At 69.0% G+C, this 21,790-nt stretch carries 19 protein-coding genes; 10 read left to right on the top strand and 9 right to left on the bottom strand.

All coding sequences use genetic code 11. From position 1 onward, the window contains the following. The first annotated feature begins 41 nt into the window (after positions 1-41). The 6 genes from ACWFRF_RS14225 (at position 42) to ACWFRF_RS14200 (ending at position 3,751) form a co-directional block, all read left to right on the top strand. Positions 42-635, top strand: coding sequence for a biotin transporter BioY (locus ACWFRF_RS14225; protein WP_387442451.1), 594 nt, complete (start codon positions 42-44; stop codon positions 633-635). A 12-nt stretch (positions 636-647) separates the two neighbouring features. Beyond that, positions 648-1,328 carry an energy-coupling factor ABC transporter ATP-binding protein gene (locus ACWFRF_RS14220; RefSeq protein ID WP_452450267.1) on the top strand — a complete coding sequence of 227 codons (681 nt, stop codon included), beginning with the start codon at positions 648-650 and terminating at the stop codon, positions 1,326-1,328. Continuing rightward, positions 1,325-1,927 carry an energy-coupling factor transporter transmembrane component T family protein gene (locus ACWFRF_RS14215; RefSeq protein WP_378988588.1) on the top strand — a complete coding sequence of 201 codons (603 nt, stop codon included), beginning with the start codon at positions 1,325-1,327 and terminating at the stop codon, positions 1,925-1,927. Before ACWFRF_RS14220 ends, ACWFRF_RS14215 begins: the two co-directional genes overlap by 4 nt. A gap of 105 nt (positions 1,928-2,032) precedes the next feature. Continuing rightward, positions 2,033-2,623 (top strand): TetR/AcrR family transcriptional regulator, encoded by a 591-nt coding sequence (locus ACWFRF_RS14210; protein WP_378988590.1) that lies wholly within the window; start codon positions 2,033-2,035, stop codon positions 2,621-2,623. Positions 2,624-2,701: 78 nt separating this feature from the next. Then, positions 2,702-3,442, top strand: a complete 741-nt coding sequence (locus ACWFRF_RS14205; RefSeq protein WP_387442459.1) for an SDR family NAD(P)-dependent oxidoreductase — start codon at positions 2,702-2,704, stop codon at positions 3,440-3,442. A 96-nt stretch (positions 3,443-3,538) separates the two neighbouring features. Beyond that, positions 3,539-3,751 carry a tautomerase family protein gene (locus tag ACWFRF_RS14200; protein ID WP_378988594.1) on the top strand — a complete coding sequence of 71 codons (213 nt, stop codon included), beginning with the start codon at positions 3,539-3,541 and terminating at the stop codon, positions 3,749-3,751. A gap of 67 nt (positions 3,752-3,818) precedes the next feature. On the opposite strand, the gene ACWFRF_RS14195 is transcribed toward ACWFRF_RS14200, so the two are convergent. The 5 genes from ACWFRF_RS14195 to ACWFRF_RS14175 all read right to left on the bottom strand — a co-directional run bounded on the left by ACWFRF_RS14195 (position 3,819) and on the right by ACWFRF_RS14175 (position 10,405). Next, a complete protein-coding gene (locus ACWFRF_RS14195) occupies positions 3,819-4,379 on the bottom strand; it encodes a hypothetical protein (RefSeq protein ID WP_378988596.1) in 561 nt (186 codons plus the stop codon). Between the two features lie 135 nt (positions 4,380-4,514). Further along, complete coding sequence (gene speD / locus ACWFRF_RS14190; RefSeq protein WP_452450264.1) at positions 4,515-5,720, bottom strand: adenosylmethionine decarboxylase; 1,206 nt, start codon at positions 5,718-5,720, stop codon at positions 4,515-4,517. 8 nt (positions 5,721-5,728) lie between these two features. Then, a complete protein-coding gene (locus ACWFRF_RS14185; RefSeq protein ID WP_378626650.1) occupies positions 5,729-6,832 on the bottom strand; it encodes a type III PLP-dependent enzyme in 1,104 nt (367 codons plus the stop codon). A 103-nt stretch (positions 6,833-6,935) separates the two neighbouring features. Next, positions 6,936-9,434: a DEAD/DEAH box helicase gene (locus ACWFRF_RS14180; protein WP_452450261.1), complete on the bottom strand. Its 2,499-nt coding sequence runs from the start codon at positions 9,432-9,434 to the stop codon at positions 6,936-6,938. Positions 9,435-9,460: 26 nt separating this feature from the next. After that, positions 9,461-10,405 carry a PAC2 family protein gene (locus ACWFRF_RS14175; protein WP_378988602.1) on the bottom strand — a complete coding sequence of 315 codons (945 nt, stop codon included), beginning with the start codon at positions 10,403-10,405 and terminating at the stop codon, positions 9,461-9,463. Positions 10,406-10,637: 232 nt separating this feature from the next. On the opposite strand from ACWFRF_RS14175, the gene ACWFRF_RS14170 reads away from it, so the two are divergent. Further along, a complete protein-coding gene (locus ACWFRF_RS14170; RefSeq protein ID WP_452450259.1) occupies positions 10,638-11,360 on the top strand; it encodes a sensor domain-containing protein in 723 nt (240 codons plus the stop codon). A gap of 146 nt (positions 11,361-11,506) precedes the next feature. Then, positions 11,507-12,673 carry a DUF4192 domain-containing protein gene (locus tag ACWFRF_RS14165; protein ID WP_452450257.1) on the top strand — a complete coding sequence of 389 codons (1,167 nt, stop codon included), beginning with the start codon at positions 11,507-11,509 and terminating at the stop codon, positions 12,671-12,673. A gap of 10 nt (positions 12,674-12,683) precedes the next feature. On the opposite strand, the gene galE is transcribed toward ACWFRF_RS14165, so the two are convergent. Together galE and ACWFRF_RS14155 are read right to left on the bottom strand one after the other, a co-directional pair. Continuing rightward, entirely contained in the window at positions 12,684-13,664 is a 981-nt protein-coding gene (galE, locus tag ACWFRF_RS14160) for a UDP-glucose 4-epimerase GalE (protein WP_378626657.1), read from the bottom strand. Positions 13,665-13,667: 3 nt separating this feature from the next. Next, positions 13,668-14,354: a metal-dependent transcriptional regulator gene (locus tag ACWFRF_RS14155; protein ID WP_378989121.1), complete on the bottom strand. Its 687-nt coding sequence runs from the start codon at positions 14,352-14,354 to the stop codon at positions 13,668-13,670. A gap of 129 nt (positions 14,355-14,483) precedes the next feature. Here ACWFRF_RS14155 and ACWFRF_RS14150 point away from each other — a divergent pair, with 129 nt between their 5' ends. Together ACWFRF_RS14150 and ACWFRF_RS14145 are read left to right on the top strand one after the other, a co-directional pair. After that, on the top strand, positions 14,484-15,725 hold the full coding sequence (locus tag ACWFRF_RS14150) for an acetoin utilization protein AcuC (protein ID WP_452450255.1): 1,242 nt from the start codon (positions 14,484-14,486) through the stop codon (positions 15,723-15,725). Then, on the top strand, positions 15,718-18,912 hold the full coding sequence (locus tag ACWFRF_RS14145; protein WP_452450253.1) for a GNAT family N-acetyltransferase: 3,195 nt from the start codon (positions 15,718-15,720) through the stop codon (positions 18,910-18,912). The genes ACWFRF_RS14150 and ACWFRF_RS14145 overlap by 8 nt, the downstream gene beginning before the upstream one ends. A 123-nt stretch (positions 18,913-19,035) precedes the next feature. Here ACWFRF_RS14145 and ACWFRF_RS14140 read toward each other — a convergent pair whose 3' ends face one another. Further along, positions 19,036-20,004, bottom strand: a complete 969-nt coding sequence (locus ACWFRF_RS14140) for a sigma-70 family RNA polymerase sigma factor (protein WP_378626663.1) — start codon at positions 20,002-20,004, stop codon at positions 19,036-19,038. A gap of 169 nt (positions 20,005-20,173) precedes the next feature. Continuing rightward, positions 20,174-21,673: a DUF7782 domain-containing protein gene (locus ACWFRF_RS14135; protein WP_452450251.1), complete on the bottom strand. Its 1,500-nt coding sequence runs from the start codon at positions 21,671-21,673 to the stop codon at positions 20,174-20,176. Between the last annotated feature and the right edge of the window lie 117 nt (positions 21,674-21,790).

The following is a 21,790-nucleotide window of genomic DNA, read 5'->3' as shown; positions in this document are numbered from 1 at the left end:
TCGCCTGCTATCTTGAACGTTGTTCAATTGTGTAGCGAAGGATGTCTGCCGTGCCCGAAGTCGAGAAATCCCCGAAGTGGGCAGCCACCTTCACCGCACGGGACATGGCGCAGATCGCGGTGTTCGCCGCCCTGATCGCCGCGCTCGGCCTGCCCGGCGCGATCACCGTCGGGTTCAGCGGGGTACCGATCACGCTGCAGACGCTCGGGGTGATCCTCACCGGCGCGATCCTGGGCGCGCGTAAGGGCACGGCCGCGGTGGCGGTGTTCATCGCACTGACCATGATCGGGCTGCCGCTGCTGTCCGGCGGCCGCACCGGACTCACCGCCCTGGCCTCGCCGACGGCGGGTTACCTGATCGGCTGGATTCCGGCGACGCTGGTCATCGGTCTGTTGACCGCCATGATCCTGCCGAAGTATCCGATCGTGTTCGGTCTGCTGATCAACGCACTCGGCGGCATCGTGATCATCTACCTGTTCGGCACCGCGGGACTGCTGGTGCGCACCGATCTCAGCCCGTGGGCGGCGGTGTCGACCAACTTCGCGTTCATCCCGGGCGACCTCGCCAAGGTCGTGATCGCCACGGTCGTCGCCAAGGGCGTGCATCGCGCGTATCCCGGGCTGATCCGTGGCTGATCGCCGCGCGTCGTGAGCGAGATCGTCGTCGACGCGGTGGGGCATCGTTTCGGTGACCGGACCGTGCTGCGTGAGATAAATCTGCGGATCACCGAACGCCGGGTCGGCTTCATCGGCGCCAACGGCTCGGGCAAATCGACGCTGGCCCGCATGCTCAACGGACTGCTGAAGCCGACCGCAGGCACCGTCACCGTCGACGGGCTCGACGTCGCCCGCAAGGGCGCGCAGGTGCGGCGCAAGGTCGGCTTCGTGTTCACCGACCCCGATACCCAGATCGTGATGCCGACAGTCGCCGAGGACCTCGCGTTCTCGCTGCGCCGCAGCGGCCTGAGCAAGACCGATATCGCCGCCCGGGTACAGCGGATGCTCGACCGATTCGGCCTCGCCGCGCACACCGACCACCCGGCGCACCTGCTCTCCGGTGGACAGAAACAGCTGCTGGCCATCGGTTCCGCACTGATTCGCGAGCCCGAGGTGATCGTGGCCGACGAACCGACCACGCTGCTCGATCTACGCAATGCCCGGCGGGTCTCGCAGGCGCTGAACTCCCTCGACCAGCAGGTGATCGTGGTGACCCACCAGCTCGGACTGCTCGACGGGTTCGATCGAGTCGTGTTGCTGGACAACGGTTGCGTCGTTTTCGACGGCGCACCGCCGGCGGCGATCGACGCGTATCGGCACCTGATCGAATGATCGGCCTGTACTGCCCCGGCGACTCGCCGCTGCACCGGATGCCGGCGGGGGTGAAGCTGGCGCTGTTGCTGGTCTCGATCCTCGCGATGACGGTGTTCGTCCGCGGTCCACTCACTGTGCTGGTCGCTGCGGCGCTGGTGGCCTGTCTGTTCGCGCTCGCCCGCGTCTCCTGGCGGGTGGCCTTCGCCCAGGTGCGCCCGGTGCTGTGGATGACCGCGATCATCGGGGTGTTCCAGCTGCTCACCACCTCGCCGGCGCGGGCCGTGGTGGTGTGCGGGGTGTTGCTCGTGTCGGTGGCCCTCGCTGCGCTGGTCACGGTGACCACGCGGGTGAGCGCCATGCTCGATGCGCTCACCCGCGCGCTCGGCCCGCTGCGCCGCGTCGGAGTGAATCCGGAGCGGGTGAGCCTGCTTCTGGCACTGGCCATCCGGTGTGTTCCGTTGCTGGCGCAGATCGTCCACGATGTCGGCGAGGCTCGGCGAGCCCGCGGGGTGTCGTGGTCGGCGACCGCACTGGTCACGCCCGTGCTGGTACGGGCATTGCGCACCGCCGACGCGATGGGCGAAGCCCTCGCCGCACGCGGTGTCGACGACGACTGAGATCGGCGTGGACCGCGCGATGCGAACAGGAGACCAGCCGCCTTCCGCGTAGCGTGCGTACGCGCACCTTGCTATTCCTAGACGACCGGTCGTATAGTTCTGCGCATGGCACGACCACGGCGCAGCGACGACACGAGAGCGCTTCTCATCGAGGAGGGCGCGGCCGATCTGCTGTCCAACGGCTATCACGGCACCGGCATCAAGCAGGTGCTCGACAAGGTCGGGGTGCCGAAAGGCTCGTTCTACAACTACTTCGACAGCAAAGAGACGTTCGCTCGAGCGGTGATCGAGCATCATTCACTGTGCATCCAGCGCAACCTCGCCGACGCCTTCGGCGCCACCGCCGACCCCCTCGGTGGTGTGCGCGTCTTCTTCGCGCGGCAGACCGCCGAATTCGTGCGCACCGACTTCACCGGCGGCTGCCTGCTCGCGAACCTCGCGGCCGAGCTCGAAGGTAGTGACGTGCTGCGGGAAGAACTGTCGAGTGCCTGGGTGGCCTGGCGTGACAGTGTCGCGGCCGCGTTGCGCGCCGCGCAGGCCGACGGCTCGGTGCGCGGCGATATCGACGCGGTCGACCTCGCCGACCTGCTCCTCGAATCGTGGGAGGGCGCTGTGATCCGGATGAAGCTGCAGCGCACCGTCGAGCCGCTGCACAAGTGCCTGAACCGTCTGCTGGACGACTACTTCCGGCCCTGATCAGGGTCGGGCGGACCGGCTGGTTGCTGCGTGTCTATTCCAAGACGACCGGTCGTATCAAATGAAAGGGAAGACACCATGTCCACCATCAAAACGGCCATCGTGACCGGATCCTCCAGTGGGATCGGGCGCGACATCGCTCGTGCCTTCGTTCAGCGCGGCGACAATGTCGTGCTCAACGGGCGTGATGCCGCGAAGCTCGCGGCGGTGGCCCAGGAGTTGGGCGCGCCCGAGCGCACGGCGGTCGTCGTCGGCGATATCGGCTCGCCCGCAACGGGTTCGGCGCTGGTCGCGGCCGCAGTCGAGCGATTCGGTGGGGTGGATGTGCTGGTCAACAACGCGGGCACGTTCGCGGCGAAGCCGTTCACCGAGGTCACCGCCGACGAGTTGACCGGCTACCTCGACGGCAACCTGAAAGGCACCTACTTCACCACGCAGGCCGTGGTCCGGCGGCTTCGTGAGCAGGGTGCGGGCGGCAGTATCGTCAATATCGGCACCGTGCTCGTCACGCACGCGATCGCCGATATCCCCGCCTCCGCGCCGTTGGCCAGCAAGGGCGCGATCCACGCCTTGACCACAAGTTTGGCGGCCGAACTGGCAGTCGACCGTATTCGCGTCAACGCCGTCGCCCCCGGTTTCGTGCGCACGCCGCTGCTGGCGAGCGGTAACGAGGCTGTCTTCGGCGGGTTCGCCCTCCTCGACCGTCTCGGCGACGTCACCGAAACCACCGCGGCCGTGCTGTACCTCGCCGACGCCGAGTTCGTCACCGGCCACATCCTGCCCGTCGACGGCGGCTTCATTTCCGGCCGAGCGGCCTGAGTCGGCGAAAAGACCTACTACACAACGGATTCGGGTGCGCAGCGCCCCGAACGCCGGTCATCCTGTGAGAGCTGCACCCATCGAAAGGACATGCTCATGCCGTACGTGAACATCAAGGTCACCGACGAAAATGTCACCACGGAACAGAAGTCGCAGCTCATCAAGGGCGTCACCGATCTGCTCTTCGAGGTACTCGGCAAGGCCCCCGACAGCACCTACGTCGTGATCGATGAAGTGCCGCTGACGGATTGGGGCGTCGGTGGCGTGAACGTCGCCGAGTATCGCGCCCGTCGAGCCGCCACGGAGTGAGTCATCGGTACCGGGCCGGGCGGTGCCCCGGCTCGGTACCCTCACCGGGCGAGAGCGCGGGGCCGACTCACAGTGGACCGTCGAACTCGATCGAGGCATCCAGGGCGAACCAGCCCATGGACGTCAGTGTCGCACCGCGCTTGAAGTAGCTGGGTCCCAGCCACAGACCCGGCTCTATCTCGCGCAACTCGTCGTAGATCCGGTGGGCGGGACCGGGCTTTCCGGCCCGGAGATCGTCGTAGTCCAATCGCACGGCCGCACGTCCGTCGACCGAGGATGCGCCGACCGTTGCCACGAAGTTGAGCGCCCGCATGCCGCCGAGCAGGCGGAAGATGTTGTGCCCGAATGCCATCCCGCCGTCCACGTGACGAAAGGACTTGCCCACCCAGAAGTAGGTGGGACGGTCCATCAGTGGTCCGAGCAACCGGGAGCCGGTCGCGGGAAAAGACCGCATCACCAGATCGCCGGTCAGCCGGCCGAAATCTGATGCTGTCGTCTCCGGCGCCGCGGTGAACAGCTCCGTGAACGCGGCGATACCCGCCGTGGACAGGGCATCGAGGCGCGGGCGTCGGTCAGATGGCCGGTGGACCGGCATCAGACCGTTCGCGGACAACGGTGTCGGCTTCATGGGCGGACTCGATTCTGTCGAAACTCGGTCCTCGCATGGTGCCAAGCCGCGGCGCGCCCCGGTGCGGTTTCGCCGGACCCAGGACAGCGGGCCGGGACGCATCACACGTCCCGGCCCGCTGTCGGTGCGGATTCCCTACCGGTCGCGCAGGGCGTACGGCTCGACCGCGCCGCGCTCCAGAGCCCGCGCGTCGATGGTCTCGGCGCGGTAGGGGAGCAGGGCGAGACGGTCGCGCATGCCGCGGACCGGGTCGTCGATCTTCTCGTTCAGGCCGAACAGGAAGGTCCACTCGTGCTCGTCGCTGCCGTAGGGGACCACGGTGGCGAACTGCTCGTGGAAACGACCCCACGAACGCTTCAGCGTCTCGTTGCGCCACATGGTCGCGCAACCGGCCTGCGCCGACAGCACGCCGCCGGGAGCGAGCAGTGCCTTACATCGGGACAGGAACTCCGACTCGTAGAGGCGGTTGTGCTGGGCGTCCTCGACACGCTCGTCGGGCAGATCGATGACGATCACGTCGTAGCGGGTGCCCGTCGCCTGCGCGTTCGCCAGGAAGTCCCAGCCGTCGGCGTAGTGCACATGGACCGGGCCCTCGTGCCGCACCGCGGCGGCGAGCTCGTCGGTGGTGTAGCCGTAGGGCAGGTGCTCGGCACACAGCTCCACTTCGCGCTGATCGATGTCGACATGGTCGACCAGGGTCGCCCCGGCCGCCACCGACATCTGCGAGGCCACACCCTCGCCGGAACCGATGATCAGCACCCGGTCGAGCTTCTCCGCCAGCACGAACGCCGGGACCATCATGGCCTCGTGGTAGGTGACCTGGGAGAACTCGGTGGACTGGCGATCATCGTCGGAGAACAGGGAGATCCCCTGATCGGTCCGCGCGATCACCATGTGCTGGAACGGGGTGTTCGTATCCACGATCACCTCGTGCAGATCCCAGATCCGGGTCAGGCCGTCGCCCACCGGTTCGTAGATCTTCTCGGCGCCGTGGCCACGCTGGACCGTCTGCATCCGAACTGTGGTGGGGGACAACTTATCTCGGAGCAACTCGACGGCTTTCGTCGCGCCCGCGCCGATGCTGCCGCAGGTGAAGACGTCGACGAAGATGTCGCCGGACTCCGGATAAGTGTGAATCGAGGCGTGAGACTCCGACAACAGCGCGAGGACGGTCACCCCCTGCGGATCGAACTTTTTGTGAACGACTTCGCAGATGGTGACGCCCGCCGCGATCAGAGACTCACGCAACGCCGATTCGAGTCGTTCGAGATCGTCACACAGGGCTGTGTCGACGCCACCGAACTCGGCCAGCACGTGCCAACCGGTGAATTCCGCCGTCATGGGCAAACTCACTCTCGCTCAGCGCCCGAGACATGAACGGTCAAGGGCGGAAAACCATTGAAGGACACCGACGAATAACTCGCGGTATAGGCGCCGGTGTGCAGGATCTGAATCCGGTCACCGGCTCGCAACGTGGTCGGCAGAAGGACCTTCGTGCGTTGATACAGTACATCGTCGCCGTCGCAGGTCGGACCCGCGACCACCGCCTCCGACACCGGATCGCCGTCGCGATCGGTGACGAAACGGTAAGCGATGTACTCGTTCTCGGTCTCGGCCATACCGTTGTATCGGCCGATGTCGAGATACACCCAGCGCCGGCCATCCGGCGCGAATCGCACGCCGACGACCTCGGCGTGCACAGTGCCCGCGTTACCCACCAGCGCACGGCCGGGTTCCACGATCAGGCCGATGGCCGCGGGCAGGAACTCGGCGGCGGCACCGGAGATAGCGGCCGCGATCGCGTCGAGTTCGGGGGCGGCGTCGACGTAGGAGATCGGCAGACCGCCGCCCACATTGACCGCCGTGACGTGAATGTCCTTGTCCGCCAACGCCGTGACGATCGCACCCGCCTGCTCGATGCCGATCCGCCATGCGGCGGGGTCGAGCTGCTGGGAGCCGACGTGGAAATAGGGGCCGCCGACCCGTAGGCCCAGATCCCGGGCGCGCACCAGCAGCCGCAGGGCTTCGGCGGGCGCGCACCCGAACTTGGTGCCGAACGGGGTCCGTGATTCGGGGGCCGAGGACAGGAACCGGCACTCGACCTCGGAGCCGGGCGCGTGCTCGGCGATGCGGTCGAGGTCGTCCTCGGTGTCGAAGGCGTAGCGGCGCACCCCGAGGGCGAAGGCGCGCGCGATATGGGCGCTCTTCTTGATCGGGTTGCCGTAGCAGAGCCGCTCGGGCGCGACACCGAGGTCGAGGCACTGGTCGATCTCGCCGATGCTGGCGACATCGAATTCGGCGCCCTCGTCGTCGAGCAGGGTGATCAGTTCCGCCACCGGCGCCGCCTTGACCGCGTACCGGATCCGGGTGCCGACAGCGACGGCGGCGTCGAGGGTTCGGTAGTTGGCACGTACCCGCTCGGGGTCGATGACAAGGTACGGGGATTCGGGCACAGGTGAACTTTCGGTCGGCAGCCGGGAGAGACTATCAGCGGCGCCTACCCAACAACGAATCCGTCAAACATTCGTCATATTCGTCATAGGCAACTGGTATTACTCATCCCGCCGTGACTGTGACCTCGTCGAACACCACCTCGCCCGCGGCATCGGATTCCTCGAGATCCACGATCGCCGTGACCGCCCAGCCGTGATCACCCGCGGGGTCGTCGATCACCTGGCGGACATGCCAGAAACCGGGCCGCTGCTCGATCCCGAACAGTTGTGGGCCGCGCGCGTCGGGGCCGGTGCCGATCGTGGCGTACTCGTCGAAATAGGGGGCGAAGTCCTCGGCCCAATCGGGGCCGGTGCCGAGTTGGTCGAGTTCGTACCAGCGGTGTCGCGACGCCAGCTCCACCCGGCGGAACATGGCGTTGCGCACCATGATCCGGAAGGCGCGTTCGTTGGCGGTGATCGGGCGCACCGTTTCGGCACCGAACGCTATCTGCTGGGCGTCGTTCTCGGCGCCGGGGTTGGTGAGCTGTTCCCACTCGTCGAGCAGGCTCGAGTCGACCTGGCGGATCAGTTCGCCGAGCCATTCGGTGAGGTCGTCGAGATCCTCGGTACGGGCGGCGTCGGGCACGGTGCGGCGCAAGGCGCGGTAGGCGTCGGCGAGATAGCGCAGGACCACGCCTTCGGAGCGGGTCAGTTCGTAGTGCGAGATCAGTTCGGCGAAGGTCATCGCACGTTCGATCATGTCGCGCACCACCGACTTCGGTGACGGCGCGAATTCCGACACCCAGGGGTGGCCGGCTCGGTAGGTCTCGAACATCGGATCGATCAGCTCGGCCAGGGGTTTGGGCCAGGTGACTTCCTCCAGGAGCTCCATCCGCTCCTCGTATTCGATACCGTCGGCCTTCATCTCGTTGACGGCGACACCACGGGCCTTGTGCTGCTGGGCCATCAGCAGCTGGCGCGGGTCCTCGAGGGTCGCCTCGATCAGCGAGACGACGTCGAGTGTGTAGGTGGGACTGTCGCGATCGAGCAGGTCGAACGCGGCCAGCGCGAACGGTGACAGTGGTTGGTCCAGCGCGAAATCGCGTTGCAGGTCGACGGTGAGCCGCGCCATCCTGCCCTTCGCGTCGGGCTCGGACAGTTGTTGCACCACACCGGCATCGCGCAGCGACCGGTACAGGCGCAGGGCTCGCAGGATGTGCTTGCGTTGCGCGGGACGCGGCTCGTGGTTGTCCTCGAGCAGGTGACGCATCGCGTAGAAGCAGTTGCCCGGGCGGGCGATCACATTGAGCAACATCGAGTTGGTCACCGCGAAGCGCGACACCATCGGCTCGGGTGGGGCGGCGATCAGCCGGTCGAAGGTCTCCTCGCTCCACGAGACGAAACCCTCCGGCGGCTTGCGCCGCACCACTTTTCGCTGCTTCTTCGGGTCGTCGCCCGCCTTGGCGATGAGGCGGGTGTTCTCGACCTCGTGCTCGGGAGCCTGCACCACCACGGTGCCCATCGTGTCGTAGCCCGCGCGACCCGCGCGCCCGGCGATCTGATGGAACTCACGCGCTTTGAGCCTGCGGGTGCGCACACCGTCGTACTTGGTGAGACCGGTGAGCAGCACGGTACGGATCGGGACGTTGATGCCGACGCCGAGGGTATCGGTGCCGCACACCACTTTCAGCAGCCCGTCCTGAGCGAGCTTCTCCACGAGGCGGCGATATTTGGGCAGCATCCCCGCGTGGTGCACACCGATGCCGTGACGGATCAGCCGCGACAGCGTCTTGCCGAAGCCCGAGGCGAACCGGAACTCGCCGATGGCGGCGGCGATCGCGTCCTTCTCGGCACGGGAGGCGAAGTTCACGCTCGTCAGCGCCTGCGCGCGTTCGAGCGCGGCGGCCTGGGTGAAGTGCACGACGTAGACCGGCGCCTGGTGGGTGGTCACCAGCTCTTCGAGAGTCTCGGTGATCGGGGTGCGCACATACGAGAACGTCAGTGGGACAGGACGTTCGGTGCCCGCGACCACCGTGGTGGAGCGGCCGGTGCGCGCCTCGAGATCGGCGGCGAAGAAGTCCACTTCGCCCAATGTCGCCGACATCAGCAGGAATTGGGCGCGGGGGAGTTCGATGATCGGCACCTGCCACGCCCAGCCGCGGTCCGGGTCGGCGTAGAAATGGAACTCGTCCATCACGATCTGCCCGACCTCGGCTGCCGCGCCCTCGCGTAACGCCAGGTTCGCCAGGATCTCGGCCGTGGCGCAGATGATCGGGGCGTCGGCGTTGACCGCCGCGTCACCGGTCACCATGCCGACGTTCTCCGCGCCGAACACCTCACACAGCGCGAAGAACTTCTCGCTGACCAGCGCCTTGATCGGTGCGGTGTAGTAGCTGCGCTGCCCGTTGGCCATGGCGAACAGGTGCGCGCCGACCGCTACCAGAGACTTTCCGGAGCCGGTCGGCGTCGCCAGGATGACATTGGACCCCGACGCCAACTCCATCAGCGCCTCGTCCTGCGCTGGATACAGGGTTGTGCCCTGCTCGGCAGCCCACGCCGCGAACGACTCGTAGAGCGCGTCGGCGTCGGTCCCGGGAATTTCCAGTAGGTCGGTCAGATCCACTCCGACCACCCTAGTGGGTGTGGGGGTCAGTCTTTACCTTCGCCGGAGGTGTCGTCGTAACCACCCTGCTCGGCCAGGAAGCGCTCGAACTCCGCCCCTAGCTCCTCGCCACTGGGCAGTTCACCGTCGGCGGCCAGCAGGCTGGACTGGCGTTCCTGGGCGGTGACGAAGCTGTCGTACTGGCGTTCCAGCGCTGTGACGACCGTCTCCACCTCCTCGTTGCCCGCGATGTGCTCGGCGACCTGCTCGCGCACGCGCGCGGCCGCCTCACCCAGCGCGGAGAGCGGCAGATCCAGGCCCGCGTTGTCGGCGAAGTTCTCCAGCAGCGTCTGCGCGGCCTCGGGGTAATCGGTCTGGGCCAGGTAGTGCGGCACGTGCACCGAGAATCCGAGCGATTCGTGGCCGTGCTGCGCCATCCGGTACTCGAGCAGCGACGACGCGCTGCCCGGCACCTGCAACTCGCCCGGCCAGCGCTGGTGCTCGCCGATCAGCGAACGATCCGAGGAGTGCGCGGTGACACCGAGCGGACGGGTGTGCGGGATCGCCATCGGAATCGCCGACAGGCCGATCGTGCGGCGCACGCCGAGCTGTTCTGCCAGCAGCCGCACCGCAGTGGTGAACTTCTCCCAGCGCAGGTCCGGTTCCAGGCCCGAGAGCAGCAGGAACGGGGTGCCCGCGGTGTCGCGCAACGCCCACAGGTTCAGTTCCGGTTCCGCGTAGTCGGCGAAATGATCGGTCTTGAACGTCATCAGCGGGCGGCGCGACCGGTAATCGAGCAACTCGTCGACATCGAACGACGCGACCAGCTCCGATTCGAGGCTCTCGCGCAGATGGGTCGTCGCCAGACGCACGGCGTGCCCGGCGTCGGTGAAACCTTCCAGACCGTGCACCAGCACGGGGCCCGCACCGTCGTCCGAGGACAACTGCGGCGCCGGAAACTCCAGTTCGTACATATGCGACTGGTCATCCATCGCGTTTCTCCTTCCTGCGCGGTCCACCATCGCTCGCGGGGTGGGGAAGCGGATCTCCATTGTCCCCCACGCGAGCAGTGCCATCACACACGGCCGGGGACGGCTCGTCCTGTTAGGCAACAGCATGGACACCTCGCGCATTCCCGCCCGGCGCGGGGGACCGGGGTGTGCCGCGCCGCCGCCCGGCGTGGCGCGACCGGGCCGATCGAGGCGGTGGGGCACAGTGGACGGTGTGAACGTGGCGCAGGCGACACCGATCCGCGCGGGTGATCCGGGCCTGCGCCGCTGGTGGCTGGGGTTGGTGGCCGTGTCCTTCGCGCTCACCGGGTGTGCGCAGAGCGTCAGCGGGACACCGGTCGCCGAGAGCGCGGTATCGGTGCGGCAGATCGATGGTTCGCTGGCCGAGCTGCTGCCCGCGCCGTCGCAGTTTCCGGCCCGGTATCCGGCGGTCGTGCTGCCCGCGCAGGCGGCGACGGCGGCCGCGGCCGATCTCGACGGAGTGGGGGCGGGCGCGACCGTCAGCCCGGCGAAATGCACACCGGTCGAGGCAGAGCCCGGCGGGGAGCCCGCGGCGGTGGCGGTCGGGACCGATGACGCGAGCCGGGCCACCCTGACCGTCGAGTTGTCGCGGAGCGCCGAACCGGTGTCGTCGCTGCGCGATCGACTCGGTGAGTGCGGGCTGATCCAGGTTCGGCGGGCGGGTGCGGGGTCCACCGTCACGACCGCGCTCGACCGGACCGCGCCGACCGGTACCGACGACGCGATAGCGTTGCGGCGCACCGTGGTTCCCGAAGTCGGCGGTGCGGGGCTGACGCAGACGATGCAGACCTCGATCGGGCAGATCGGCGACGTGCGCATCACGGTGACGTCGATGACCTTCGGTGCGGGACAACCGGATACGGCCGCAGTGGACGAGATGTTCGCCACCACCGCCGCCGCCGTACGCGGTAACTGAAGCGCCTACCACCAGGCGGTGACAGGTTCGCCCGCCGCGCATGGCCGGGAGCGGGATCGGTCCACAGCTTCGGCACTACACACAGGGCGGATGAAAGCCCAGGTCGGTGCACCCGATGTGGGGGAGCCGGCGGGCACCGTGGAGCCATGACGCCTTCGACGAACCCCACCCGCCGGGTCAAGCGCTCCGGACCGTTTCCCCGCGCACTCGGCTGCGCCGAATCCACTCCACGCTATCCCGGCGGGCTGCCGCGCCCACCGCTGCGGGTCGACGAACCCGGTGAGCTGATCGCCGCCCTGCCCGCGATGCTCGGCTTCGTCCCCGAACGGTCCCTCGTCGTCGCCGTGCTGCACGAGGTGGCGGGCAGTGCGGCCGAGGCGATCGAGGCGGTGGTGCGCTTCGACCTCGACGTGGCCACCGACATCCGGCTGCTCGACCAGTTCACCGCCTGCCTGGCATCGATCTGCCTGCGCGAAGAGGCGACCGGGGTGCTCGCCGTCTTCGTCGAGGACCGTGCCGAGTTCGAGAGCGAGGAAGTCCTGCGCGCGGCCGAATTGATCGACGTACTGGCCGAGGACGGAATCGCGGTCCGCGGCGCCTGGTCGGTTCCCGCGATCGCGGCGGGCGAACGCTACCGCAGTGTGTTCGGCCTGGTCGGGACCGGCCTGGTCGCCGATCCGTCGTCCTCGATCGTGGCCGTGTCACATGTGCTGGAAGGCAAGCAGATTCGTGGCTCGCGTCAGGAGATGACGGCGCTGATGGTTCCCGACGAGCTGCTGAGCGCGCGCGTGCGCGCTCAGCTCGGGCCCGCGGACGCGCGCTACCGGGGTGGGCTGGCGGCGGCGACGCGCGCCGGTAACGCCCTGGCCTACCAGCGGCGGGCACTGGAATGGGTGCTGTGGCAGATCGCCGACACCGCGTCCGGCGCACCGCGTGCCGCACGCGAACTCGCGCGACTGGCCGCGACCCTGCGCGACCGGCCGATCCGCGACGCCGTGTACGGCCTCGCGGTCGGCGATCACGCCGAGGCCGCCGAGCGGCTGTGGGCGCAGTTGGCCAGGGCGACACCCGGTACCGACCGCGCCGAAGCAGCGTCGCTGCTCGGCTTCAGTGCCTACCTGCGCGGCGACGGACCGTTCGCCGGCGTCGCGATCGGCGCCGCCGTCGAGGCCGACGCCGAGCACGCGATGGCGGTGCTGCTGGAGACCTCGCTACAGACCGGACTGCGGCCCGAACGGCTGCGCAGACTCGCGCTGTGTGGTCACCAGATCGCCGCCGATCTCGGGGTCGACATCGGCCCGATCACCCGGTGAGGCAGGCAGGTCAGCGAGCGCTGTGGGCCTTCGTGCCGAGGGAGCGCAGGAAATCCCAGGCGTCGGAGACGATCTCGTCGAGGTCGTTGTGCTCGGGTCGCCAGCCCAGTTCGGCGACCGCGCGGTCACTGGAGGCGATCAATACGGCCGGGTCACCCGCGCGGCGCGGCGCGTCGATCGTCTCGATCGGCAGACCGGTGACCCGCTCGCACGCCGAGATCACTTCGCGCACCGAGAAACCCGTGCCCGAACCCAGGTTGCAGATCCGGTGCGTGCCCGGCTGCGACGACGACAGCGCGAGCAGATGCGCCTGCGCCAGGTCGCGGATGTGGATGTAGTCACGCACGCACGTACCGTCCGGCGTCGGCCAGTCGGTGCCGTACACCGAAATGGCCTTGCGATGACCCAGCGCCACCTGCAATACGAGGGGGATCAGATGTGTTTCCACCACCCGGTTCTCGCCGAGCCCGGCATATGCGCCCGCCACGTTGAAATAGCGCAGGCTGGTCGCGGCCAGATCGTGCGCCACCGCGTAGGAGGTGATGGCGTGATCGATGGCCAGCTTGCTGGCGCCGTAGGGATTGGTGGGGCGCGTGGGCGAGGCCTCGGTGATCGGGACCTGCTCGGGCTCGCCGTACACCGCGGCGGTGGAGGAGAACACCAGGCGGGGGGTTCCGGTCTCACGGATCGCCTCGAGCAGCGTCAGCGTTTTCACGACGTTGCCGTGCCAGTACTTCTCCGGCTGCTCCACCGACTCGCCGACCAGCGACTGCGCCGCGAAATGCAGAACACCGTCGAAGGATTCGGCGCGCAGCAGATCGGGGGCGGCGACAGCGATATCACCGTCGACGAACCGGGCACCGGCCGGCACACCGTCGGCGTTACCGGTCGAGAGGTCATCGACCACGACCACCTCGTGGCCCTCTTCGAGCAGCACGGCGGCGCAACCGCCACCCACGTAGCCGGCGCCGCCGGTGACAAGAAGTTTCACGAATCAGACCAGCCTCACCTGGACGGCATGCGCCATCTCTTCGGACAGTTCGAAACCGTTGTGGCCCGGCACCGTGATCAGTACCGCACCCGGCTTGGTCTCCACGGTAACGCGTGCGTCGGGCACCACGCCCGCCTCACGCAACCGCCCGATGACCTCCGGGTCGGTCTGGATGTGCTCGGCCAGCCTGCGCACGACCACCGCGTGCAGCGCGCCGTTGGGCAGATCGGAGAGCCGGATCAGCTTCTCCTCGGCGGCGGACACGTCGCCGAGGCCGAGTTCGTCCAGACCCGGGATGGGGTTGCCGTAGGGCGAGGTGGTCGGGTGGTTGAGCACCTCGATCAGGCGCCGCTCCACCTCCTCGCTCATCACGTGTTCCCAGCGACACGCCTCGGCGTGGACGTTCTCCCAGTCCAGACCGATGATGTCGACCAGCAACCGCTCGGCGAGCCGGTGCTTGCGCATCACCGAGACGGCCATGGAACGGCCCTTGTCGGTGAGCTCGAGATGGCGGTCGCCCGCGACGAGCAACAGGCCGTCGCGCTCCATCCGCGCGACCGTCTGGCTCACCGTCGGACCACTCTGCTCGAGGCGTTCGGCGATGCGTGCCCGCAACGGCACCACGCCCTCTTCCTCGAGGTCGTAGATGGTACGGAGATACATCTCCGTGGTGTCGACCAGATCCTTCACCTGATACCCCTTCGTCAGCACGAATTCTACCCACGCGCGAACGCCGGTCCGCCCGTCGGACCAGCGGCCCTATTTCTACTGCATGTCAACGCCGCACGGGGGCTGCTGCTTCCGGCTAGCGTGGCGACCATGGTCACGTCGCCGCGCAGCGAAACCAGTGGGACCGTCGTGTGGACCGAGCGATTCCTCGGCTACACCTGGAGTCCGGAGCATCCGATGAAGCCGGCGCGCCTGCAATACACCATGTCGCTGGCCGAAAGCCTAGGTCTTCTCGATGGTGTCGAGCCGTTGGCACCCGACGCGGCCACCCAGGCCGATCTGATGCGGGTCCACAGCAGCTCCTACATCGAGGCGGTGCGCCGGGCCGGACAGGGCCCGCCGACGCCCGAGGATGTCCTCTACGGGCTCGGAACCGCCGATAATCCGGTATTCCCGAAGATGCACGAGGCGGCGTCGGTGATCGTCGGCGGCACTCTCGCCGCCGCCAGGGAGATCGCGGCGGGCCGTACCCGGCGGGCTGTGAGCATCGGCGGTGGAATGCACCACGCCATGCCGGATTCGGCGGCGGGGTTCTGCGTCTACAACGATGCCGCGATCGCCATCTCGTGGCTGCTCGACCACGGCTTCGACCGCATCGCCTACCTCGATGTCGACGTCCACCACGGCGACGGTGTGCAACGCGCGTTCTACGCCGATCCGCGGGTGCTCACGGTGTCGATACACCAGCATCCGGCGACGTTGTGGCCCAATACCGGCTGGCCCGAAGAGACCGGGGTCGGGGCGGCCGAAGGTACCTCGATCAATCTGCCGCTCCTGCCGGGCACCCGGGACGCGCAGTGGCTGAGGGGATTTCACGCGGTGGTGCCCGGTGCGGTCGCCGCGTTCCGGCCGCAGATCATCATCAGCCAGTGCGGTGTCGACACCCACCGCGAAGATCCGCTGGCCGATCTGGAGCTCACCGTCGACGGTCAGCGCGCGGCCTTCCTCGCGATGCGCGACCTCGCCGACGAACACGCCGAAGGGCGGTGGCTGGCCATCGGCGGTGGCGGATACGGCGTGGTGCGGGTGGTGCCGCGCGCCTGGACCCACCTGCTCGCCGCGGCACTGGACCGGCCGCTCGCCCCCGAAACGCCGGTGCCCGCCGACTGGATCGACCACGTGCGGGCATCCGCGCCACGTGTGCAACCACCGACGACCATGGGTGACGGAGGCGACACCGCCTATCGGGCCTGGGACGGTCCCGGCGGCACACCCGAGATCGGCGACGCGGGCCAGATCCGCGCGCAGCGCGCGGTCGACACCGCGATCACGGCCACCCGGCGGGCGAGTTTCGGCCTGCTCGGGCTCGATCCGGAGGATCCTCGTGACTGAGCCACTGCTACCCGATACCTCCGACACGCCCGCGAATCCGCCTGCGCCGCCCCAACATTGGTACGGCGATGTGCTCGCCGCCGACGGTGGCGTGGTCCGGGTGCGCCCGATCGTGCCCGCCGATGCCGACGCGCTCGCGGCCTTTCACACCGGCCTGTCCGATCGCACCCGGTATCTGCGCTATTTCGGTCCGTACCCGCAGATCTCGCCGAAGGACATGTACCGCACCACCCACGTCGACTACCGCGATCGGGTCGGTCTCGTCGCGGTGCTCGGCACGGCGATCATCGGCGTGGCCCGCTACGAACTGCTCGCCCGGCCGGGCCCACGCGCGGCCGAGGTGGCGTTCGTGGTCGCCGACGAGCACCAGGGGCGTGGGCTCGGCTCGGTGTTGCTCGAACACCTCGCCGGTGCCGCCGCCGAGAACGAGGTGATCGCCTTCGTTGCCGAGGTGCTGGCCGAGAACGAGGCCATGATCACGGTCTTCCGTGAGGCCGGCTACCAACTGCAGCGCAGTCGTGACGGTTCCGAGGTACACCTCGAATTCGCCATCGACCCCACCGAAGCGCTGCGCACCGTGCGGGATTCGCGGGAGGCGGCCTCGGAAGCACGCAGTGTCGGCAATCTGCTCGCACCCGGTTCGGTCGCGGTGATCGGCGCGTCACCGGAACAGACCCGGGTCGGCGGCGCGGTATTCGCGAATCTGCTGGCAGGCGGTTTCAGCGGACCCGTGTTCCCGGTGAACCTGCACCGGCGCTCGGTCCGTGGCGTGCGCGCCTACGCCGCGGTGAGCGAGATCCCCGACGAGGTGGACCTGGCGGTGGTGGCGGTGCCACCCGCCGCGATCGGAGCGGTCCTCGACGATTGCATGGCCAAGGGGGTCAAGGGCCTTGTCGTGTTGACCGCCGGCTTCGGCGAGACCGGGGCAGCCGGGCTGGCCGCCGAACACGACCTGGTCGCCGCGGCGCGCGGGCATGGGATGCGTGTGGTCGGACCCAGCGCGCTCGGCATCGCCAACACCGATCCCGCGGTCGGTCTCAACGCGACTTTGGCCCCGGTGCTACCCCAGCGCGGGCGAATCGGCTTCTTCTGCCAATCCGGCCCCCTGGGCGCGGCGATCCTCGGCGAGGCCGCGGCCCGCAACCTCGGTCTGTCGACGTTCGTCTCGGCGGGAAACCGGGCCGACGTCTCGGGCAACGACCTGCTCCAGTACTGGGACACCGCCGCCGATACCGAGGTGATCCTGCTGTATCTGGAGAGCTTCGGTAACCCACGCAAGTTCTCCCGGTTGGCACGCCGGGTGGCCCGCGGCAAACCGATCGTCGCGGTGAGCAGCGGCCGCCTCGCGGCCGGCGCCGACATGGACCGCATCGTGGTCCGCGACCTCTTCGGTCAGGCCGGGATCATCCAGGTCGACTCCATCTCCGAACTGTTCGACTGTGCCGCGCTGCTGGCCTGTCAGCCGCTCCCGAAGGGCCCCCGGGTCGCGGTGGTCGGTAACAGCGCCGCGCTGAACTGGCTGGCCATCGACGCCGCCCGTAGCGAAGGGCTGCGGGTGCACCGGCCCGTCACCGCGGTCGACCGAGGTCCTGGAGCCCGGCCCACCGAACGCGGTGCGCAGGCCGCGCGGCCGCCGGAGCCGGACCTGCGCAGCGCTCGGCCGGACGAGCGCGCCGAGCGAGGCGCGGATCGTGCCGGGCGGACGGCGTGGGGATTGCGCGGCGCCCGGCGGGGAAGCCGGGGCCCGGCCGATGCCGGGACGACCGACCGGCCAGAGGACAGCGCCGGGGCGCCGGACCGAAGCAGGGGCAGCGGACCGGCCGACCGGCCCCGGGACAACGCCGGGACGCCCGACCGAAGCGGGGGCAGCGGACCGGCCGACCGGCCCGGGGACAACGCCGGGACGCCCGATCGGACGAGAGGTGGCGTAGGGCCGGCCGACCGGACCAGAGGTAGCGCCGGGTCGTCCCAGCGGACCGTGGGCAGTGCCGGGCCTGCCCACCGGACCGCGGACAGCGCCGGGCCGACCAGCCACACCGAGGGCGACCTCGGCCCGGCCGCACGGAGCGTGGACAGTGCGATCGTGGACGGGCCGGTGGATCTCGGCCCGGAGGCGACACCGGCCGACTTCCGGGAAGCGGTCCTGGCTGCGCTGCGTAGCGAGGAGGTCGACGCGGTGATCGTCGTGGTCGCCCCGCCCGTTCCGGTGCCGATGGAAGGCTTCGGGGACGCCTTGCGGGCGGCAGCCGCGGCGGCGCCGGGCAAGCCGGTGCTCACCACGTTCGTCGCGGAATCAGGCATTCCGCGACAGTTGGCGGTGCGTACCACCGCGGGCGCGCCGGCCCGCGGGTCCATCCCGTCCTATCCGGATCCCGAGCGAGCCGCGCGAGCGCTGGCCAGGGTGGATCGGTACGCGCGCTGGCGGAATCGGCCGATCTCGCCGGTGGTGCGCCCGCCCGGAATCGACACCGCGGCCGCGGCAGCGCTGGTGGAGGGCTGGCTCGCCGAGTCGGGCGGGCGGTGGCTCACCGACGAGGAGGCGGTGCGGCTACTCGGGTGCTACGGCATCGACGTGGTCGAGTTCCGGGCAGTGCGCGATGCCGAACAGGCGGTCGCCGCGGCCGAGGAACTCGGTTATCCGGTCGCGGCGAAGGCCACGGGGGAGCTGTGGCGGCGCCGACCGGATCTGATCGGCGTGCGTCTGGATCTGTGGGGACCGGAGGCGGTCCGGCAGGCCTACACCGACCTGGTGGAGATCTGTGGCGATCCGCTGCTGCACGTGCAGAAGATGGCGACCAAGGGTGTCGGCTGCGTGCTGCGCGTCACCGACGACCCCTCGTTCGGATCGGTCATCCAATTCGGCCTGTCCGGCATGATCATCGACCTGCTCGGCGACCGCGCCTACCGCGCCCTACCGCTGACCGAGGAGGAAGCGACCGCGCTCATCGACGCACCACGCGCGGCGCCATTGCTGTCGGACGGGCCGGGCAGAGTGGGGGTGGACAAAGCCGCGCTGGCCGCGCTGGCTCAACGCATCTCGGCGTTGTTCGACGACATCCCCCAGATGCGCGAACTCTCCTGCGACCCCGTCCTGGCCGCCTCGGCCTCGGCGGAGATCATCTATGCCCGAGCGCGCATCGGCCCGGAACCGAGCCGCTTCGACACCGGCCCCCGTCGGCTGGCCTGAACGATGGCCGATCGGTCCGGTGGAACGAACAACGCCGACCGGCTCGCGACCCGGAGGGGAGGGGTGCGCGGTCGCCGGTCGGCGTTTCGGCAGACGACCCCGCGGGGCCGTCGAGTTTTCGGATCAGCTGGCGTAGGCGCGCAAGCGGTCGGCGCGGTCGCCCTTGCGCAGCTTGGACATGACCTCGCGCTCGATCTGGCGGACCCGCTCGCGGGACAGGCCGAAGAGCTTGCCGATCTGGTCCAGGGTGCGCGGCTGGCCGTCGTCGAGACCGAAGCGCAGGCGGATGACCTGCTGTTCGCGCTCGTCGAGGGTGGCCAGGACGCTGCGCACGTCGTGGTGCAGCAGGCCGGCGATGACGGCGCTCTCGGCGGAGGTGGCCTCGGAGTCCTCGATGAAGTCGCCGAGGGGAGCCTCCTCGTCGTTGCCGACGGGCATGTCCAGGCTCACCGGGTCGCGGCTGTGGTCGAGCAGATCGGCGATCTTCTCCACCGGGATGCCCGACTCGTTGGCGAGTTCGGCGTCGGTGGCCTCGCGGCCCAGCTGCTGATGCAGTTCCCGCTTGATCCTGGCGAGCTTGTTCACCTGTTCGACCAGGTGCACGGGCAGCCGGATGGTGCGGCTCTGATCGGCCATGCCGCGGGTGATGGCCTGACGGATCCACCAGGTGGCGTAGGTGGAGAACTTGAAGCCCTTGGCGTAATCGAACTTCTCCATCGCGCGGATCAGTCCGAGGTTGCCCTCCTGGATCAGGTCCAGCAGCGGCATGCCGCGGCCCGTGTAGCGCTTGGCCAGGGATACGACCAGACGCAGGTTGGCCTCGAGCAGGTGCGAGCGGGCGGCAGAGCCCTCGCGAACCAGAATCGCCAGGTCACGCTTGCGAGCCGCCGTCAACCGCTTACTGGTTGACAGCAGGTTCTGGGCATACAGGCCCGCCTCGATGCGCTTGGCCAATTCGACCTCGTCGGCCGCCGTGAGCAGTGCCGTGCGTCCGATTCCGTTGAGGTACACGCGTACCAGATCGGCTGCGGGGCTCTGGGCGTCGATATCGGCCTCGCTGGGGCGCAAACGAGTGGTGGCGGGGCTTGTCATGACTTGCCTCCTGTCGGTGGTGTCTCACTCCGATCAACGGACCCGACTTAGAGAAAGTTCCCGATCCCGCGGTCGATAAACCGCTCTGAGCTGCTGGTTCCCACCCCAACGGCTGAGAAGTTCCTGAGAAGAGGGTCCTGGTCGGAACTCGCTGCCACCGCGGGGCGGCTCAGACGGGCCGCACCAGTCCGTGACGGACGAGTCCGGCGACCACACCGAGGGCCTGGGCGGCGAATTCCGGCGTGACCTGCTCTGCTCCGTCGGCGAGGGCGAGTAGTTCGATCAGTTCGTACAACGGCAGCCCGTCGGGCCGCATTCCCGCGACCAGCGCGACCGTCGACTCGTCGACCTCGTGCTGCCAGCGTGGTCCGTCGCCGCGATGAAGCCGGGCCACCTGCTCGGTCCAGCCGAACTCGCCGGGCAGATACACCCGCTCCAGCGCGGTCGCCGGGCTCGGCGCGAAACGGGATGCCCACGCGAGGTTTTCGTCGGAGGCCACCGCGCGCAACCACGCCGACCGCGCGAAGTACCCGGCCACCTCGGTGCCGAGCGGGTCGTCGAAACCATGGGTGAGGTCCTCGGCGAGGAGTTCGGTGGGGCCGTCGATCGCGCGCAGGTAGACGAATCCGAACCCGACACCTTCGACATCGGCGGCCTCGAAGGCGTCGAGCCAGCGCGCCGCCTGTTCCTGGGCGGCCGGGTCGCGCGGGTCCAGGCCCGCGTCGCGCAACCAGGTACCGACGTAGAGGGCAGGATCGGCGACGTCGCGCTGCACGACCCACGCGTCGACGCCGTGCGCGGGCAACCAGCTCGACACGCGCCGGCGCCAGTCCTCGCCGTCCACGTGCACCCAGGCGGCGAGCATGGCCGCCGTGCCGCCGGGGGCCAGTAGCTCGGGCGCCTGCCCGATGACCAGCTCGCTGGCCCCGTCCAGGGCGAGCCCGGAGTCGCGATAGGTGTGCTCGATGCGGGCCGGACCGACTACGAACGGCGGATTGGCCACGACCTGGTCGAAGCGTCGCCCCGCCACCGGCTCGAACCAGGACCCCTCGAGCAGTTCGATATCGAGTTCGTTGAGCGCGGCCGTGGCCTGCGCCAGCCACAGGGCCCGTGCGTTGACATCGGTGGCGGTGACCTGGCCCGCGTAACCCGCCGCGTGCACGGCCTGCACACCGCAGCCGGTGCCCAGATCCAGCACGGTGCCGACGGGTTCGGTGGGGGTGGCGCGCAGCAACGACAGCGACGCATGCCCGACGCCGAGGACGTGATCCTCGGTGAGCGTGCGCCGCCGCATCGAATCGTCGAGATCGGACAGGATCCACCGGGTACCCGCGCCGGCATCGAGCGGCCGCAGATCCAGCGCGGCCCGCACCTGGTCACCGTCGCGCGTGAGCAGACCCGCCGCCACCGCGGCGTCGATGCGCACCGGCGCCAGTGCGGTCGCGACGTCGCGCTCCGGCAGGACGTCTCCGAGCAGCAGCAACCGCACCAGCGTGCCGAGGTCGCCTGCCGCCCGCGCCGCCCGCCGCACCGGCACCGGCTCCGAACGGCTCAGTGCCGCATGCACATCGGGACCCAACGCCTCGACGAGGGTGTCGGCGTCGTAGCCGACCCGGATCAGCGCGGTGCGCAGGTCCGGGCACAGCGCGGTGAGCGGGGAGTCGGTCATCGTCGGGTTCGTAGGCACCCGACCACTCTGCCAGGGCCACGAGCACCGAGAACGACCAGCTGCCACTGCGTGTCGTCGCGTGCGCAGACCCCGGACTCGCCCGAATACCGCGGTAGC

This window comes from Nocardia sp. NPDC055165 (assembly GCF_053606985.1).
Note: the sequence above shows the minus strand (reverse complement) of the source record. Positions and strands in the feature narration are given on the sequence as shown.

Bases quoted from the DNA above. Each gene is read 5' to 3' on its own strand.
- ACWFRF_RS14225 (WP_387442451.1), top strand. From the start codon at position 42: ATGTCTGCCGTGCCCGAAGTCGAGAAATCCCCGAAGTGGGCAGCCACC.
- ACWFRF_RS14215 (WP_378988588.1), top strand. From the start codon at position 1,325: ATGATCGGCCTGTACTGCCCCGGCGACTCGCCGCTGCACCGGATGCCG.
- ACWFRF_RS14210 (WP_378988590.1), top strand. From the start codon at position 2,033: ATGGCACGACCACGGCGCAGCGACGACACGAGAGCGCTTCTCATCGAG.
- ACWFRF_RS14205 (WP_387442459.1), top strand. From the start codon at position 2,702: ATGTCCACCATCAAAACGGCCATCGTGACCGGATCCTCCAGTGGGATC.
- ACWFRF_RS14200 (WP_378988594.1), top strand. From the start codon at position 3,539: ATGCCGTACGTGAACATCAAGGTCACCGACGAAAATGTCACCACGGAA.
- ACWFRF_RS14195 (WP_378988596.1), bottom strand. From the start codon at position 4,379: ATGAAGCCGACACCGTTGTCCGCGAACGGTCTGATGCCGGTCCACCGG.
- speD (WP_452450264.1), bottom strand. From the start codon at position 5,720: ATGACGGCGGAATTCACCGGTTGGCACGTGCTGGCCGAGTTCGGTGGC.
- ACWFRF_RS14175 (WP_378988602.1), bottom strand. From the start codon at position 10,405: ATGGATGACCAGTCGCATATGTACGAACTGGAGTTTCCGGCGCCGCAG.
- ACWFRF_RS14165 (WP_452450257.1), top strand. From the start codon at position 11,507: ATGACGCCTTCGACGAACCCCACCCGCCGGGTCAAGCGCTCCGGACCG.
- ACWFRF_RS14150 (WP_452450255.1), top strand. From the start codon at position 14,484: ATGGTCACGTCGCCGCGCAGCGAAACCAGTGGGACCGTCGTGTGGACC.
- ACWFRF_RS14140 (WP_378626663.1), bottom strand. From the start codon at position 20,004: ATGACAAGCCCCGCCACCACTCGTTTGCGCCCCAGCGAGGCCGATATC.
- ACWFRF_RS14135 (WP_452450251.1), bottom strand. From the start codon at position 21,673: ATGACCGACTCCCCGCTCACCGCGCTGTGCCCGGACCTGCGCACCGCG.